This window comes from Rhodanobacter sp. MP1X3 (genome assembly GCF_014207165.1).
Lineage (GTDB): Bacteria > Pseudomonadota > Gammaproteobacteria > Xanthomonadales > Rhodanobacteraceae > Rhodanobacter.
In genome coordinates, this window is sequence record NZ_JACHCO010000004.1 from 429444 (window position 1) to 445171 (window position 15728).

At 59.2% G+C, this 15728-nt stretch carries 16 protein-coding genes; 6 read left to right on the forward strand and 10 right to left on the reverse strand.

Features of this window, described 5'->3' with window-relative positions; genetic code table 11:
- Window positions 1-5 precede the first annotated feature (5 nt).
- A complete protein-coding gene (locus tag HDE79_RS13450; protein WP_184602468.1) occupies window positions 6-902 on the reverse strand; it encodes a metal-dependent hydrolase in 897 nt (298 codons plus the stop codon).
- A 294-nt stretch (window positions 903-1196) separates the two neighbouring features.
- On the opposite strand from HDE79_RS13450, the gene HDE79_RS13455 reads away from it, so the two are divergent.
- Window positions 1197-2033: a DUF4097 family beta strand repeat-containing protein gene (locus tag HDE79_RS13455; protein ID WP_184602469.1), complete on the forward strand. Its 837-nt coding sequence runs from the start codon at window positions 1197-1199 to the stop codon at window positions 2031-2033.
- A gap of 18 nt (window positions 2034-2051) precedes the next feature.
- Here HDE79_RS13455 and HDE79_RS13460 read toward each other — a convergent pair whose 3' ends face one another.
- Together HDE79_RS13460 and HDE79_RS13465 are read right to left on the reverse strand one after the other, a co-directional pair.
- Entirely contained in the window at window positions 2052-2561 is a 510-nt protein-coding gene (locus HDE79_RS13460) for a DUF1697 domain-containing protein (RefSeq protein WP_184602470.1), read from the reverse strand.
- A gap of 159 nt (window positions 2562-2720) precedes the next feature.
- Window positions 2721-3425: a glutathione S-transferase N-terminal domain-containing protein gene (locus HDE79_RS13465; RefSeq protein WP_184602471.1), complete on the reverse strand. Its 705-nt coding sequence runs from the start codon at window positions 3423-3425 to the stop codon at window positions 2721-2723.
- Window positions 3426-3579: 154 nt separating this feature from the next.
- Between HDE79_RS13465 and HDE79_RS13470 the strand changes: the two genes are divergently transcribed.
- Window positions 3580-4041 carry a GNAT family N-acetyltransferase gene (locus tag HDE79_RS13470; RefSeq protein ID WP_184602472.1) on the forward strand — a complete coding sequence of 154 codons (462 nt, stop codon included), beginning with the start codon at window positions 3580-3582 and terminating at the stop codon, window positions 4039-4041.
- A 26-nt stretch (window positions 4042-4067) separates the two neighbouring features.
- On the opposite strand, the gene HDE79_RS13475 is transcribed toward HDE79_RS13470, so the two are convergent.
- The 3 genes from HDE79_RS13475 to bla form a co-directional block, all read right to left on the reverse strand.
- On the reverse strand, window positions 4068-5228 hold the full coding sequence (locus tag HDE79_RS13475) for a M23 family metallopeptidase (RefSeq protein ID WP_184602473.1): 1161 nt from the start codon (window positions 5226-5228) through the stop codon (window positions 4068-4070).
- Window positions 5229-5422: 194 nt separating this feature from the next.
- A complete protein-coding gene (aqpZ, locus tag HDE79_RS13480) occupies window positions 5423-6160 on the reverse strand; it encodes an aquaporin Z (RefSeq protein ID WP_184602474.1) in 738 nt (245 codons plus the stop codon).
- Window positions 6161-6485: 325 nt separating this feature from the next.
- Complete coding sequence (gene bla, locus HDE79_RS13485; protein WP_184602475.1) at window positions 6486-7352, reverse strand: class A beta-lactamase; 867 nt, start codon at window positions 7350-7352, stop codon at window positions 6486-6488.
- A 288-nt stretch (window positions 7353-7640) separates the two neighbouring features.
- Between bla and HDE79_RS13490 the strand changes: the two genes are divergently transcribed.
- A complete protein-coding gene (locus HDE79_RS13490) occupies window positions 7641-9512 on the forward strand; it encodes an AMP-binding protein (protein ID WP_221440151.1) in 1872 nt (623 codons plus the stop codon).
- A gap of 55 nt (window positions 9513-9567) precedes the next feature.
- Here the strand turns inward: HDE79_RS13490 and HDE79_RS13495 are convergent, their stop codons facing one another.
- Entirely contained in the window at window positions 9568-10302 is a 735-nt protein-coding gene (locus HDE79_RS13495) for an SDR family oxidoreductase (RefSeq protein ID WP_184602477.1), read from the reverse strand.
- Between the two features lie 133 nt (window positions 10303-10435).
- Between HDE79_RS13495 and HDE79_RS13500 the strand changes: the two genes are divergently transcribed.
- Window positions 10436-11353 carry a LysR family transcriptional regulator gene (locus tag HDE79_RS13500; RefSeq protein ID WP_184602478.1) on the forward strand — a complete coding sequence of 306 codons (918 nt, stop codon included), beginning with the start codon at window positions 10436-10438 and terminating at the stop codon, window positions 11351-11353.
- Window positions 11354-11444: 91 nt separating this feature from the next.
- Window positions 11445-11975: a gluconokinase gene (locus tag HDE79_RS13505; RefSeq protein WP_184602479.1), complete on the forward strand. Its 531-nt coding sequence runs from the start codon at window positions 11445-11447 to the stop codon at window positions 11973-11975.
- Between the two features lie 78 nt (window positions 11976-12053).
- Here the strand turns inward: HDE79_RS13505 and HDE79_RS13510 are convergent, their stop codons facing one another.
- Complete coding sequence (locus tag HDE79_RS13510) at window positions 12054-12644, reverse strand: class I SAM-dependent methyltransferase (protein WP_184602480.1); 591 nt, start codon at window positions 12642-12644, stop codon at window positions 12054-12056.
- Window positions 12645-12770: 126 nt separating this feature from the next.
- Complete coding sequence (locus HDE79_RS13515) at window positions 12771-13412, reverse strand: HD domain-containing protein (RefSeq protein WP_184602481.1); 642 nt, start codon at window positions 13410-13412, stop codon at window positions 12771-12773.
- Between the two features lie 124 nt (window positions 13413-13536).
- On the opposite strand from HDE79_RS13515, the gene HDE79_RS13520 reads away from it, so the two are divergent.
- Window positions 13537-14499 (forward strand): helix-turn-helix domain-containing protein, encoded by a 963-nt coding sequence (locus HDE79_RS13520; RefSeq protein ID WP_184602482.1) that lies wholly within the window; start codon window positions 13537-13539, stop codon window positions 14497-14499.
- Window positions 14500-14593: 94 nt separating this feature from the next.
- On the opposite strand, the gene HDE79_RS13525 is transcribed toward HDE79_RS13520, so the two are convergent.
- On the reverse strand, window positions 14594-15556 hold the full coding sequence (locus HDE79_RS13525; RefSeq protein WP_184602483.1) for a phospholipase D-like domain-containing protein: 963 nt from the start codon (window positions 15554-15556) through the stop codon (window positions 14594-14596).
- Window positions 15557-15728: the final 172 nt, after the last annotated feature.

Consider the following 15728-nt stretch of genomic DNA (forward strand, 5'->3'; position numbering starts at 1 on the left):
TGGAATCAGCCGGCGACGGCATTCCACGCCTTGCCCTGCTGGTACTCAGCAGCGCTAACGCCAACAGCAGCCCCCTTTACCAACGCGTCGTAATGCTCACGCGTAGCTTCCACCAGCTTGCGGTTGTCGTGTTTCCAGGGGTGGTAGCCCGGCACAAACCACGAAAGCCACTGCCCGGTAATGCGGGTGATCGGGCCCGGCGAGATAAACAAAAAGCCCAGCAGCCGCAGCCAGCCGCGCCAGTCCTTCCGTGTGCCTTCGGCCTTGGAAATACGCCACATGAACTGCCATACGCGAAAGGTAAACAACCCCGTGACAAACAACATCGCGCGACTGCGGCGCAAATACTGTTTGAGTGGTGAGCCGCCCACGCGTTGAAACACGTCGAACGCTACACCCTTGTGCTCGGTTTCCTCGAGCGCGTGCCAGCGCCAGATCGAGGCCATGCGCGGATCGGACTTCTGCATGGTTTCGGGATGGCGCAGTACCTGATCTGCCAGCATCGCAGTGAAATGCTCCAAGCAGATGGTCACCGCGAGTTGCCCAAGCGGGGGAAGCTTCTTCGCGCGGTTCTCCTGAAAATTCTTCACCACCTCGACCAACTCCTTTGCGCCGATACCTTGTTGCTCGAGACGCTCGTTGTACTCAAGATGCTCGCGGCTATGCATTGCCTCCTGCCCGATGAAGCCGCCAACCTCCTCATTGAGCACAGGATCGTCGGCGATGTCGGCGCGGAACGCACGCACGCTGTCGATGAAAAAGCGCTCGCCATCGGGGAACATCAGCGACATCGCATCAAAAAACCGCGTCTTGTGCGCATCCCCGTCTACCCAATAGCGCGGGATGTCGGCATCCATATCGAAATGCAGATCACGTCGGACGATAGGAGGTAACTGGGTCATGGCGCATTCCGCAGTTTTGGACTCCAGTCAAACCTAAGCGCATCGCCGCGAGGTTTCAAGGCATAACGGCGTACGTCATGGTTTCTGGAACTCCATGCCACGCATTCTGTTCAGGCGAGTGGCCAAACAGGCCCTGCCTAACCGTTTAAAACGCCATGTCTGGATAAGTTGCTTTGCCGTTACTTCGAACAACCGACTTGCCGAAAGACATATATCGCAAGCGTGGATGTTCCGCGTATAAACCTTTGGCGGTTTTGTTGCATCTCACGAACGTTGCCAACTGGGAGTAGACACGTGCGTAAACTTATTCTTGCCTTGCTGATTACTGCGCTGCCACTGGCAGCCTGCGCGGACGAATGCAAATTCACTGCGCCGCGCAATGCCGATCTCGATGCAGCCGGACTGAAAGACCTGGCGCTGAGACTCGGTTCGACCGATCTACATATTCAGAGCGCTCCCGGCCTTACCAAAGTCGAGGTACGCGGCACCGCCTGCGCATCCGATGCGTCGAAGCTGAAGGATTTGCAGATCGACGCCCGCCGCAATGGTGACCATGCCACGGTGGATACCAGCAGCAACGGTGGCTATATCAATATCAGCCTGTTCGGCGCCAGCTACGCCTACATGAAACTGGAAGTGCGCGTACCGGCATCGCTGGCAGTTGGCGTCGACAGCGGCTCCGGTGACGTCAATGCCTCCGACCTCGCTTCACTGGATTTCGATTCCGGCTCGGGTGACCTTGTCGCCGATCACATTGCCGGTCCGTTGACCTTGAAGCTCGGCTCTGCCGACGTGAAAGCCGAGCATGTCGGCAGCGTGGATTTGAAAGGCACCGGTTCGGGCGACGTGCACGTCAACGGCGTGCAGGGTGATGTCCGCTCGGCTCACTCCGGCTCGGGTGACCTTGGCTTCGACAACGTCACGGGCAGCGTCACCATCGGCGGTACGGGCTCGGGTGATATCAAGCTCAACCACATTGGCCACGATGCCGACGTCGGCAGCACCGGTTCCGGCGATGTAACCGCCGATGACATCGGCGGCAACTTCAGCGTGCACTCCACCGGCAGCGGCGATATCAGGCACAGCAATGTCAAAGGCAAGATCAGCGTGCCGAAGAGCGACGACGAGTAAGGCGCGAACGTCTAAGCATCAATCCGCCGCCATTGCGGCCAGCTTGGCAACGGTATTCATGTTGCGGGCTGTGCCGGTTTTGGCGGCGGGAATTTTCAATCGCGTATCGGCCATGCCATCGCCGTAGTGCACGTAGATCTCGCGCGTGCCCAAAACGATCCGCTCGCCTTTTCTGCCTGTGGCGTGATCGAGCGCATCGGATGCTGGCGCAGTGTCTAGAAAGATCGCCGCCACGCGATTTGGCGGCTCATTGGCAAACGGATTCGCCGCCAGCACCGCAGCCATTTCCACGCCAGTTCGCACCAGCACACCAACTGGCTTACTGGCATACGCGGCCAGCCGCGACTCCAGCGCTGCAACCACCTGCTTCGCGGTCTGCCTGCTTTCAAACACCACGTTGCCGCTGGCGATGAAGGTACGCACATTGCCAAATCCCGCGTGCTCACACATGGTCTTCAGTTCGGCCATCGGTAGTTTGCCCGTGCCACCGACATTCACGGCACGCAAGAGAGCAATGTATTTGGTCATGGCCGCCTCCGGGCAGTCGATAGGGAAAAACATCGCATACGCGGGAAAGCCTCTGCCTTCGCGTTGTATCGGATTCACGCCGGCTTGAAGACTGGAGCTTCGGCCATGGCCGTGCGCAGTTTCTCACCAGCGGGCTTTAACTCATCGGCTTGACGATGATCAACCTCGACCTGGAATCTCCAAGCCCCGCTTCACCGCCGGTCGTGCCAGCGCGCGATCGAGCCACGCGGGAACATGGATCAGCGCGTCGTATTCGACAATATCGCGTGCTTCATAAAACGTGATGAGGTTGCGCACCCAGCCGATGGTGGCGATATCGGCAATGCTGTAGTCGTCGCCCATGATCCATCGACGGCCATCGAGGCGTGCGTCGAGCACAGCCAGCAGGCGTTTGGCTTCGGCGACATAACGCTCCAACGGACGCTTGTCGGCGATCTCCTTGCCGGCGAATTTGTTGAAGTAGCCAAGCTGGCCGAACATCGGGCCGATCGCCGCCATCTGGAAGAACAGCCACTGGATGGTGTCCCATCGTTGCGCCGTGTCGGCCGAAATGAACTGCCCCGTCTTGTCCGCCAGATACAAAAGAATCGCGCCCGATTCGAACAATCCAATCGGCTCGCCACCGGGACCATCAGGATCGATGATTGCGGGAATCTTGCCATTGGGATTGAGCGACAGAAACTCCGGTGTATGGCTCTCGTTTTTCATGATGTCGACAAGATGCGGCTCATAGGCCAGCCCGGTCTCCTCCAGCATGATCGACACCTTGACGCCATTCGGCGTATTGAGCGAATACAGCTGGATGCGATCGGGATGCTGTGCCGGCCAGCGCGTGGCAATAGGGAAGTTGGAGTAGTCGCGCATATCGTGATCCTGGGTTGTGAGGCTCGCAGCACGGTAGGTCGTTCTGGCCGCGCGTTCAATAGCGAAAAGGCTCGTCACAGCACAGGCCAGATCAACTCATCTCCCTTGACCATGCGCTTGCGCAATACGCGAGATTAGGACGATAGTCGCTTGCATGACTCAACCACTGATCATTCGGCCCGTCGTGCAGGCAGACTTGCTACCATGGACCCAGCTCTGGGACGGCTACAACGCGTTTTACGGCAGGAAAGACCAGACCGCACTGGCCGATGAAATTACGCAGACCACCTGGGCACGCTTCTTCGACCCACTTGAACCCGTGCATGCGCTAGTCGCCGAGCATGACGGTCAATTGCTCGGCCTCACGCACTATCTCTACCACCGCAGTACGAGGCAGCTTGGCCTGAGTTGCTATCTGCAGGATCTCTACACTGCCGAATCGGCTCGCGGAAAAGGCGTAGGCCGCGCGCTTATCGAAGCGGTCTATCGCAGCGCCAGGGAAGCGGGTTCACCGCGCGTCTACTGGCAAACCCACGAGACCAATACGTCCGCCATGCGGCTCTATGATCAGGTCGCAGAGCGATCCGGTTTTCTTGTCTATCGCAAACTCATGTGATTTTGTTAATGGCTCTGTGCGAACGCTCAGGGAAAGCCAATCACCACATCATTCAATGGCAGCTGCGCCTGACGGTGTTCGACAGGCAGCGGAGCCCACGGCTCGCCCTGACCGAAAAGCTGCGCTTCGGTTTCCGGCCCCAAAGAATCGAAGTGATCGAACACAAACGGCAGACCTTCCGAACCTTCAAAGGTCGCGGCGTTGGCCAGCTGAAAATGTAGATGCGGTGCACTTGAGCTACCCGATTGGCCTAGATGCCCAAGTAACTGGCCTCGCCGCACATGATCGCCAACATGTACCTTGAGGCTGCCGCGTTGCAGATGGGCATAGCCGGCAAACACACCCGGGGCAATTTCCAGCACCACGTAATTGCCGAACAGGCCATGAGCAGTAAGAGATTCAGGCTCCTGTTGCGGACTAAGCGGCAGGCGCTCCTCTTCACCGTCGCGCGCATCGCTCACCACGCCACCGGCGACGGCGATCACGTCAACGCCATAGCCAATCCAGTCGGCATAACGCGACTTGGTGATGTCCTTGATACCGGTGCGCATGGCGTGCCCCCTGTGATCGACACCCACCAAATCAAAGGCGTAGCGCTGAGGAATCGTCACCATGCCGTTCACTGCGACCAGGCTGCCCCAATGATGCGAATGCGCATTGCCCGGGCCTTCGTGCGCCATCCACCAACCACCGCGCAGCGGCGGACCGATGGCCAGAGGTGTCACGGTATTTACTGTCACCCGCGCACCATCGAGCAACTCCGTCTTGTTTTTCGCGGCCACGAATTCGATCCGATGACGCAACGTGCGCGGCACCAGGCCACCTTTCGGCAGCGTTATCCACACATACATCACGGCGCGCTTGCCGGAATCGATTGACACCGGCGCGTGCTCCGCTGGAGCAGGCCGCGTCATGTCCGCCAGATCGACGGCACTGAAACTGACGAGCGGCACGCTGGCATCGTCGCCATAAACCTTGAGGCTCTGCGGTTTCAACGGGCCGGTGTCGCCATAGATATTGGTAATATCCAGCTCGTAGGCGAGATGCGTCAAGCCATCACTACCCATGAATGCGGTCGGTGCAAACGGCACGCGTGCTTCCACCGGCGCCAGCGCCTGCTGTGCGACAGCTATTGAAACCCAGCCCATCAGAGATACCAGTATCAGCCCCGCAACATGTTTCCCCATCCACAGTCTTCCCTACGTATCCACTGACAATACGCAATGTTCGAGCGAAATGGCAGAAACAACGACTGAACCATCGCCTTTGAACATGGGCCGTATAGCTGTCGCTACATCGCAACGCTGATCGTTGGTTGCGCTTCCCAGAGGCAGCTCTCGACTGCCTCTGGGCACGCACATGACTCAATGCCGCCCGTGTTTCAGGATGCCTCGCCCACGATATCCGGCCGGTCGGCGCCCAGCCAGCGATAGATGGCGCCGCCGATGAGGCCACCCACGATGGGCGCTACCCAGAACATCCACAGTTGACTGATGGCTTGAGCACCCGCGAACAGGGCCACGCCAGTGGAGCGCGCCGGATTCACCGAGGTATTGGTCACCGGAATGCTGATCAAATGGATCAGGGTCAGCGCCAGGCCAATCGCCAGCGGTGCAAAACCTACGGGTGCGCGACCATGGGTGGCGCCCATGATCACCACCAGGAACATCGCCGTCATCACCACTTCGCACAGCAGCGCGGCACCCATCGCATAACCGCCAGGCGACATCGCGCCATAGCCGTTGCTGGCGAACGTGCCGGCAGCGGTGGGATCGATCGCAAAGCCCGGTGCGCCGCTGGCAATCTCCAGAAGTATCCATCCCGCGAAGATGCCGCCGATCACCTGCACCACCACGTAAGGCACCACGTCCTTGATCGGAAAACGGTCACCCGCCCACAGGCCGATCGTTACCGCCGGATTGAAATGCGCACCCGAGATATGGCCGAAGGCGTAAGCGCCCGTCACCACGGTCAATCCGAACGCGAGGGATACGCCGAGCAGACCGATACCGAGCGGATTGCCCGCTCCACCAAACTTCGCCGCAAGCACCGCACTGCCACATCCACCAAGCACCAACCAGAAAGTGCCGAGAAACTCGGCAACGAGTCGCTTCAACATGATGGTTCTCCCATGGACGGACAGGCCCAGTGCCGGTCCGGCTCTGGCACTCTGCACCGACTGATGCCCATGCGCAACGGGAGCGATGACGGAGCGTGATGATGCAGGCGCATGCCGTGCAGAAAGCATCAGCAATGCTGCATCGCAATGAGCGCGACAGAGGCGCACATTTTGCAATCAAGGCTGCGAGAGATTGGATCTGCGTAGGATCAAGGAGAAATCTGCTGATCGGCATGATCAGCGAATCCTGCACGTTGACGCCTTCTTCGATCAACGCATCGTCAGCCAGCGTAAGCAGATCTGGCCCAACGCTAATTCACGATGACTAGATCGACGCAGCGATACGCCCTACCTCAGCCAATACAGCATTGCGTGCCACGGAGTCGGCAGATGAACCTGCGTAGTAAGCCGTCACCAGCAGCGGCTTGCGCTGCGGTGGGTAGAAGATGCCCACATCGTTGGTTTCATTTTGTGCACCACTACCGGTCTTGTCGCCAACGGTCCAACTGGTTGGTACACCGGCGCGCAGCTTGTCGGCACCAGTGCTGCAGGCGCGCAACCATGCCAGCAGTTGCTCACGCGAAGTATCGGTGAGTACATTGCCCAGCAGCACTTTCTGCTGGGTGGCGAGCATGGCATTCGGCGTGGTGGTGTCTCGGATATCGCCGGGGCTGGCCACGTTGAGATCCGGCTCGATGCGATCGAGCCGGGTCAGCGTATCGCCAAGGCTGCGGGCAAACGCTGTTACTGCAGCAGACCCGCCCAGACTCGCCAGCAGCAGATTCGCTGCGGTGTTGTCGCTCACGGTAATTGCCGCCTGACATAGCTCGGCCACGCTCATGCCCGGCGCGCCGACGCGATGGCTGGTGATTGGCGCATAGCTCAGCACGACCTCCTTGCCAAACACGATGCGCCGATCGAGTTTCTCGGCGCCACGATCCACCCGCGTCAGCACCGCCGCCACTGCCAGCAGCTTGAACGTGCTGCACATGAGGAAACGTTCGTCACCCCGATGTGCCACACGACGCCCATTGCCGGTATCGAGAATGGAAACACCGAGCCGCCCACCGTGCTGACGCTCCAGTGCATCCAGCCTGGCGGCATCGGTATCGGCATCGAGGGCAAACACGGTACGAAGCGAGAGTGCTGCCGCGCCCAGTAACGTACTTTTCAACAAATTTCGACGGTTCATGGATTCACCTTTTTTGCAGCATGGAAAGCGATGCGCATCACGCGCGAACCGATCCATACTGACTGCGGCTGCGTACCGTTCGCTGCAAAAGATCGGGCAATACTGAGACAGATGCTGCTCATCATCTCCGAGCGGTCAGCCTAATATTCGACCAGCACCCGCCTCTGTTTTCGAAGGATGGGTATCGATCCCGTAGCTGCCGTTGGCACCTGTCGAAACACACGCTCATATCGGTTATCCGCTATCTTTCGATCGATGGAAAGAGCGCTCCTCGAACAGCCGCTGGTCATGGCCCCGGATCGGGTAAATCCCGCAACGACGATGGAAGATGCCGCGCGCCTGCGTGCGCTCACGCCCGAAGCCTATTGGCTCGAGATCACGCGGGAATTGATCTGGGATCGTGCGCCCACCATCGCCCTCGAAGGTGGATTCGGCGACTTTCGCTACTTTCCCGGCGCGATGGGCAACGTCAGCGTCAACTGCCTCGATCGATGGCCGGCCGATCGCATTGCCCTGCGCTACGAACGCGAGGATGGCCTGAAGGAAACCTGGACCTTCGGCGCGCTGACCGATGCCGTCGCCCGTTTTGCTGCTGCACTCGAGGATCTCGGCGTAAGCAAGGGCGATCGCGTGGCCGTCTATGCCAGCAACGTGCCCGAGTCGTTCATCGCCATCCATGCGTGCTACCGGATCGGCGCGATCTACTCGGTGATCTTTGCCGGGTTCAGTTCCTCGGCGGTGCGCGATCGGCTTGAGGATGCGCAGCCCAAAGTTATCGTCTGCACCGACGCCACGCTGCGACGTGGCCGCGACGTGCCGATCAAGGCCACGCTGGACGAGGCGCTGAAAGGTTTGCCGCTGCCGCACGTCATCGTCGCGCGCCGGGTCGACCCGAACTATCCACTGCAGAATGGCGAACGCGATTTCGCCGAACTGCTGGCACACACTACACGCCGAGCGATACCGGTATCGCTCGAAGCCAACGATCCGGGTTTCATCATCTACACCTCGGGTACCACCTCGAAGCCGAAGGGCTTGGTGCACGCAGGCATCGGCTTCCTGGTCGGCACCTATGCGAACGTGAAATGGTCGCTCAACCTCGGCGTCGACGACGTCTACTGGTGCACGGCCGATGTAGGCTGGCTTACCTTTCCGATCTTCGCACTGGTGGGTGGTCTCGCCCATGGCGCCACGCACATCATCTACGAAGGCAGCCTCGACACACCGACGCCGGCGCGCGCCTACGAACTGATGGCGAGTTACCGCGTCAACAAACTGTTCACAGCGCCGACCGCGCTACGGATGATGCGCCGGGCCGGTGATGATTTGCTGCAGCATCACGACACCAGCAAACTTGTATTGGTATCGCTGGTCGGCGAACCGCTCGATCCCGACACCTGGTTCTGGACGCGTGACAAGCTCGGTCGCGGCACCATCTTCGTCAACAATACTTACGGACAAACCGAGACCGGGACCGCCTGGTCGAGCAGCATGGTCGGCATCACGCCAACGCGACCGGGCAGCTGCGGGCACACGCTGCCCGGCTACCTGCCGCACGTATTACGGGAGGACGGCTCCGAGGCTGGGCCCGGCGAAGTCGGCGCGATCACCCTGGCCGTGCCGTTCCCCTGCCTGGCGCGAACCGTATGGGGCGATCACTCGCGCTACGTCAAAACCTATCTCGCCCCTTTCCCCGGCCACTATGTTGCGTCCGATGCCGCGCTGTTCGATGCGGACGGCCAGCTGTGGGTCACCGGACGTCTCGACGATGTCATCAACGTGGCTGGCCATCGCTTAGGCACAATGGAGATGGAGGCCGCACTGCTTACGCACGCGGCCGTCTCCGAAGCGGCGGTCGTTACCCAACCCGATGAGATCAAGGGCATGACACCTATTGCCTTCGTCGTGCCTCGCGCGGGTTACGCGGACAGCACCGAACTGCAGGCGGCGCTCTGCCAGGCGATTGTCGATGCGGTCGGCGCCATCGCGCGCCCGGCTCGTGTGGTGGTGGTTTCCACGGTGCCGCGCACGCGCAGCGGAAAAATCATGCGCCGCGTGCTGCGCGACCTCATCGTCACCGGCGAGGCATCAGGCGACCTGACCAGCCTCGAGAATCCGGACGCCATCGAGGTGGTGCTGCAGAAGCTCGCGCAATCCTGAGCGACGCGCTCTGCTGTACCAACCATCGAAGACATACGAAAAGCGGACGAGCCTTTTAGACCACAGTCGCGAGTGGGCGCACCACGATCTCGTTCACGTCAACATCGTTCGGTTGTTCGATCACGAACTGGATGGCGCGGCCGATGGCATCCGGCTCGATGGCCGTTTTGCGGTACGTCTGCATCCGCTCGCGCGCGACCGGGTCGCTGATCGTGTCGGCGAGTTCCGAGGTAACCACGCCTGGATACACGCAGGTGCAGCGGACGTTGGCGCTTTCCTTGCGCAGTCCTTCGGAGATCGCTCGCACCGCAAACTTCGTCGCAGCATAAACCGCTGCCGTCGGCTGGACCACGAAGCCGCCGATCGAGGACACGTTGATGATCTGGCCGTGCCCCTGCGCTTCCATCCGGGGCAACACCGCGGCAATACCGTGCAATACGCCGCGAATATTCACGTCGATCATCCAGTTCCACTCGTCGGTCTTGAGTGCATTGAGTGGCGACAGCGGCATCACGCCGGCATTGTTGACGAGCACGTCGATCTGTCCGAATTCCGATTCGGCGAAAGCGACGAATGCCTCCATATCATTTGCATCGGTCACGTCGAGACCGCGAAACCTGACCGCGCCGCCGGCTTTCTCGATATCGGCGGCGATCTCTTTCAGCTTGTCGGTGCGGCGTGCACCCAGCACGACGCGAGCGCCGTTGGCAGCGAGCTGGCGTGCCGTGCCTTCGCCGATGCCACTCGACGCGCCAGTAATAAGTACAACCTTGTTGTTCAAGCCAGACATCGTGATCTCCAGGTCAATGGGGCGGTAAATCCGCGCCAGATCACCTTAGCCCGCACCTCACCGTACGATAAGCCGCTACGATTGAGATGAGGCATTGAGCAGAATGGGATGATGAGCCGAGCGGAGTGCAACGATGAGTCGCGGTAACCTCGACGATCTGGCGTCCTTTGTCGCCGTCGCGCGGGCGCAAAGCTTTACCCGCGCCGCGGCGGAACTACGCGTCTCCACATCCGCGCTGAGCCACACGATCAAGGGATTGGAGGCGCGCCTTGATATTCGCCTACTGCAGCGGAATAGCCGAAGCGTGTCCGTCACGCCCGCCGGCGAACGATTGCTGCGTACCTTAGGTCCCGCGATCTCGGAGATAAACGGTGCGCTGGACGCATTGAACAGCGAACGCGACCTCATCTCCGGTGCGGTACGCCTCACGGCCACGCGACACGCATACGAGACGGTGATTCGTCCCGTGCTGGCAGATTTCCTTGCCGATCATCCCCAAGCCAGTGTGGAAGTGCTGATCGACTACCAGTTCCGCGACATCGTCGCCGACCGTCTCGATGCAGGTATACGGCTGGGCGAAAAGCTGGAGCAAGACATGATCGCCGTGCCCGTCGGCCCGGATCTGCGTATGGCCGTGGTTGCGTCACCAGCCTACCTCGCCAAACATCCCGCGCCGCAAACACCACACGATCTAACCACCCATCGCTGCGTGAACTACCGCATGATGACCTCCGGTCAGACCTATGACTGGGAATTCGAACAGGACGGCCGTGCCCTTGCCATCAAGGTCACCGGGCCACTTACCTTCAACGAACCCGCGCTGATGCTTCAAGCCGCACTCGACGGTCTGGGCGTCGCTTACATCCTGGAAAATCAGGCAACGCCGGATATCGATAGCGGTCGTCTGATCCGCCTGTTCGAAGACTGTACGCCGCCCTTCCCCGGCTACTTTCTCTACTACTCCTCACGTCGACAGATGCCTCCGACCCTCGTCGCATTCATTGCCGCGCTGCGTCGCCGCTCGGATCGCCACACCACGGACCGTCACTGATGTACGTTGCAGCAAGATGCCAAAAAAGATCGCGATTCCTTGCACCGCTCGCTCCTCGCACGCCGCGATCGTGTCCTCCGCAATAACGGTCATGACAGCACGAAATAAAGGACAGCAGATGGTCATTGTGGTGATGGGCGTATCGGGCAGCGGAAAATCCACTATCGGGCGATCGCTGGCTGACGCACTGGGCTGGGATTTTCAGGAAGGCGATGCGCTGCATCCGCAGGCAAATATCGACAAGATGAGCGCAGGCGTTCCGCTGGGCGATGACGATCGCTGGCCGTGGCTGGATCGCATCGCGTCGTGGATCAGCAACGAAAGCGAACACGCCAAGCACTGCGTAGTGACCTGTTCCGCGCTCAAGCGTAGCTATCGCGACCGACTGCGCCGCGCTGGCGATGGTGTTTGCTTTGTCTATATCCGCGTGTCACGTGCCGAGCTGGAGCGCCGCACACACCAACGCCACCACTTCATGCCGCCCTCCCTGCTCGACAGCCAGCTGCAAACCCTGCAAGAACCCACGTCAGACGAGAATGCATTGACAGTGTCGGGTGAAGGAACAATCGACGTGATGATCACGGCTGTTCGTCAATGGTTGGAAGCCCGCATTGCTCGATAACCAAGTGCATTGAGCCAAGTCCTATGCGCTTTCCCTCAACGCGTGCCACTCACTCTTCCAGCTCAACACGCGTCTTTACTATGCCGTTTTTCTGACGACGATGCGATGAATCTTCTTCTGAGAAGACAGGTTGATATTCTCGCTCTCCATGAGCACTTCGTAGTCAGCGCAGATGTCCAACACACTGGATTTGTCGAACGCAGAGTACAGCCGTCCGTGATCGTCGCGGCGTGAGTCGTCCTCGGTAATCCGCCAGCTCAGTGCCAGCACGCCACCTGGAATCAGCAAGCCAAAAAGCTGACTCACCGCTTCACTGATCTGCTCTGGTGGCAGATGCATGATCACGGTTTCGCACAGTACGTTCTGGAAAACACCGCGCTCGACACCATCGAGCGCCGGCAATATCGCATGCCCAAAGGCGAGATGCGGATGGCGTCGACGCGCCTCATCCAGCAAACCATCCGATGCATCAAAACCGGCAGCATCGTAGCCATGCGAAGCCAACCACGCCGTATCGCGTCCGGCGCCACAACCGATATCTGCCGTCTTTCCGGTCGTGAAGTACTGCGTCAGCAACCCATACAGGTCCGTGGGTTCGGGCTGCGCCAGCCAGTCGTCGGCGTAATGCGAGGCGTCGTTGTCATAGGCTTTGATGGTTTCGCCATCCATACCATTCTCTCTGGCTAAGTTCGCGCACTAAGTCTGTCATATCATCCTCGACAATCAGTAATTCTGACTGAAAGGCCGATGACCGGCATGCATGCCCGCTTCGATCAGGACCTCAGTGAAAGCGTTCTATGACACCCAGCGTGATTGGCGGATCACATCGCAAAAATTTCCGCGAACAAATCGTGGGTCCTTGTCGGCCAGAACGTCGGCCTTCACGTTACCAAAGGTCGTTTCCGGTTTGTGTTTAATGCCGTCGTAAAAAGCCTGGATCATGTCTTCCTTGAAATGCTCGCTCCGGGGAAAGGCATCAACCACAGACTGACGCTCATCATCCGAGTACCGAGCATACGTCAGCCCCAGCACGTCCATCTCGACGCCTGCGGTGACCAGCGCAACGACCGGGTGCATGTGCTGCGGGATTCCTGGCGTCGTATGTAGCGCAATGGCCGTCCATACCGTATCGATATCGCTTTGAGAAATTCCATGCCTTCTCAGAAAATCTCGCGCTGCATTGGCGCCATCCACCTCGAAGCGCTCACGCGCGCTGCTGTGCTTTTCCGTGAGCCCCATGTCATGAAACATGGCGCCGGTGTAGAGCAAATCGGGATCGAAGCCAAGCCCACGCTGCCGCGCGGCAATGGCGCCGAAATAGTAGACCCGACTGGAATGGTTAAAAAGCAGCTCCGGCGCCGTGTCACGGACTAGTTCGGTCACTTCTCTCGCCAGAACAGTGTTCGGCATCTGGATGCCGCTAATCGTCGTTTGCATGATTGTTGCCCTTGATAGCCAGACTTCAGGCTAGGCTTTTGCGGCCTTGTCTTCAATTTACCAAAACAGTCAATATCTGCCATCATCGGTTTACTGCAGCCATGTGGGCTGTGAGGCACTGACCATGAGACAAAAGCTGGTCCTCGTGCTGGCCATGCCTGGCGTCCAACTGCTGGATGTTTCCGGGCCGATGGACGTATTTGCTGAAGCCAATGTTCAGGCGGGTTGGCCGGCTTACGCGTTGCGTCTTATTGCCTGCGAACCGGGTGATATCGAGAGTTCATCGGGCGTGCGGCTCATACCCGATGGCGTGGCTCGCGGAAAAGAAAAAGCTCCAATCCACACCCTACTCGTCGCCGGCTCACCCCGTGCCGCTGAAGAACAATTCGGCGATACTGCGATGAGATGGCTCAAGACTCATGCGCCAACCGCACGGCGATTCGGATCGGTGTGCAGTGGTGCTTTCATGCTGGCAGCGGCCGGGTTGATCGATCACAAGCGAGTCGCCACGCATTGGGCGGTGGCGCAGCAACTGGCACGCGCTTATCCGAACGTCATTGTTGATGCCGATGCAATTCATGTGCGCGACGGACGATTGCGCACTGCCGCCGGCGTCACCGCCGGCTTGGATCTGGCGTTGGCGCTGGCTGAGGAAGACCTCGGTCACGACATCGCGAAAAAGGTTGCTTCGCAATTGGTGATGTTTTTCCGTCGGCCGGGTGGACAAACACAATTCAGTCGAAGTGGCGAGCTCGAGGTCATGGGACGTTCCTCACTGCAAGAGCTGCAGCGATGGGTCGCCACGCATCCCGAGCAGGACCATAGCGTGGCTGCACTCGCCGCGCGGCTGCATGTGAGCCCGCGGCATTTTGCGCGCATCTTTCGAAACGAAATGGGTACGACACCGGGAGTCTGGGTAGAAACCATTCGACTGGCCGCAGCCCGCCAACTTCTGGAAGGCGAGCACGGCGCCCCGAAACAGGTAGCCGCGCAATGTGGTTTCGCCGACGTAGACAGCTTTCGGCGAGCGTTCCATCGTGTATTCGGGCTCAGCCCGGCGCAATATCGAAAATCGTATGCGCTTTGAGTCGTCCACTCAACAAAACAATCATCCTCGTGTGGTCATGGCGGCAAAGCGGAGCACGATGCTTGCACATCGTGCTCCGCGTCATGGCGATGACTTATGACTTGGTCCAGGGCGTACCGCCGGCGTAGTCACTGTTGATGGTGGTATGGAGCTGGGTCAGGATGGATGCGTTGGTCGTCACGAGGCCCAGCTCGCGATTCTCGGTCAACGAAGCCGTCGAGAAGTTTTCCGAGCCAACGAAAGCCTGCGCGCTGGAGGTGTTGTAATCGGCGAGGATGACCTTGGCATGGATATACAGTGCCGTGCTGTTATCAGGGTAGGTACTGATCTTCACGCCAGCCTTGGTGAGCGCTTCGAATTCCGTCTCGTAATCGTTGTCGTCGTTGGTCATGCACACGGTCACGGCGACACCGCGCTTGGCGGCATTCTCCAGCGCGGTCACGACGCCGCTGTAACTCATCTCCTCGTTTTCGACCAGCAAGCTGTCTTTCGCCGAGTTGATGATGTTGACCAGATCGGTCTTCGATACGGTCGGGCTCCACACCAGATCGTCGCCCAACGGAGGTGTGATCGTCTGCGCAGCGAAATCGGCGTTGAACGTGCTTTCGATCGCGGCAACATCGCTGGGATCGTTTTCGATGATGGCGAAGTCGCGCGTGGTGCTGTAGTAGCGACTCGTCAGGTTGAGCGTCATCACCGCGCTGGTAGTGTTGTCGATGGTGATGGTTTTCTGGTGTGTCGCCGCGTATTTGGTCCACGCCCAGACGACTTGCACGCCGTGCGATGTCAGGTCGTTATAGGCTGCCGTGTTGTTGCTCTTCTCCAGGTTCTGATCGAGGATCACACGAACCTTGATGCCATTCTCGGCAGCCTCATCGAGCAGCGTTTGCGTCTGCGTATCGACGAGTTCGTACATCGTCATGTCGATGCTCGACTTGGCCGACTGGATCAAATTGTAGATCGATGTAAGGCCTTGGTCCGGTTCGATAACCAGCGTCTGCGTAACGGTGGTGCTTGCGTTGCTTTCGCTGGCGAAAGCTTGCGACGCGACGCCCAAGATGCCCGCACAAAATAGGGCGGAGTAAATGGCAGCTCTTGCTGAAATGGTAAACCCGCAACTGTTCTTCATTATTCAGTCCCTTTGATATGAAAATTGGAAAGATCCGCGTGACGAGTTTTGACCTCTCACGATAGGTGGATCTCTAGCTGTCCAGACGATCCAGTGCTCC

Excerpts from the sequence above, each read along its gene's own strand:
- HDE79_RS13450 (WP_184602468.1), bottom strand. The coding sequence starts at position 902 with ATGACCCAGTTACCTCCTATCGTCCGACGTGATCTGCATTTCGATATG.
- HDE79_RS13460 (WP_184602470.1), bottom strand. The coding sequence starts at position 2,561 with ATGACCAAATACATTGCTCTCTTGCGTGCCGTGAATGTCGGTGGCACG.
- HDE79_RS13465 (WP_184602471.1), bottom strand. The coding sequence starts at position 3,425 with ATGCGCGACTACTCCAACTTCCCTATTGCCACGCGCTGGCCGGCACAG.
- HDE79_RS13470 (WP_184602472.1), top strand. The coding sequence starts at position 3,580 with ATGACTCAACCACTGATCATTCGGCCCGTCGTGCAGGCAGACTTGCTA.
- HDE79_RS13475 (WP_184602473.1), bottom strand. The coding sequence starts at position 5,228 with ATGGGGAAACATGTTGCGGGGCTGATACTGGTATCTCTGATGGGCTGG.
- aqpZ (WP_184602474.1), bottom strand. The coding sequence starts at position 6,160 with ATGTTGAAGCGACTCGTTGCCGAGTTTCTCGGCACTTTCTGGTTGGTG.
- bla (WP_184602475.1), bottom strand. The coding sequence starts at position 7,352 with ATGAACCGTCGAAATTTGTTGAAAAGTACGTTACTGGGCGCGGCAGCA.
- HDE79_RS13490 (WP_221440151.1), top strand. The coding sequence starts at position 7,641 with ATGGCCCCGGATCGGGTAAATCCCGCAACGACGATGGAAGATGCCGCG.
- HDE79_RS13495 (WP_184602477.1), bottom strand. The coding sequence starts at position 10,302 with ATGTCTGGCTTGAACAACAAGGTTGTACTTATTACTGGCGCGTCGAGT.
- HDE79_RS13500 (WP_184602478.1), top strand. The coding sequence starts at position 10,436 with ATGAGTCGCGGTAACCTCGACGATCTGGCGTCCTTTGTCGCCGTCGCG.
- HDE79_RS13505 (WP_184602479.1), top strand. The coding sequence starts at position 11,445 with ATGACAGCACGAAATAAAGGACAGCAGATGGTCATTGTGGTGATGGGC.
- HDE79_RS13510 (WP_184602480.1), bottom strand. The coding sequence starts at position 12,644 with ATGGATGGCGAAACCATCAAAGCCTATGACAACGACGCCTCGCATTAC.
- HDE79_RS13515 (WP_184602481.1), bottom strand. The coding sequence starts at position 13,412 with ATGCAAACGACGATTAGCGGCATCCAGATGCCGAACACTGTTCTGGCG.
- HDE79_RS13520 (WP_184602482.1), top strand. The coding sequence starts at position 13,537 with ATGAGACAAAAGCTGGTCCTCGTGCTGGCCATGCCTGGCGTCCAACTG.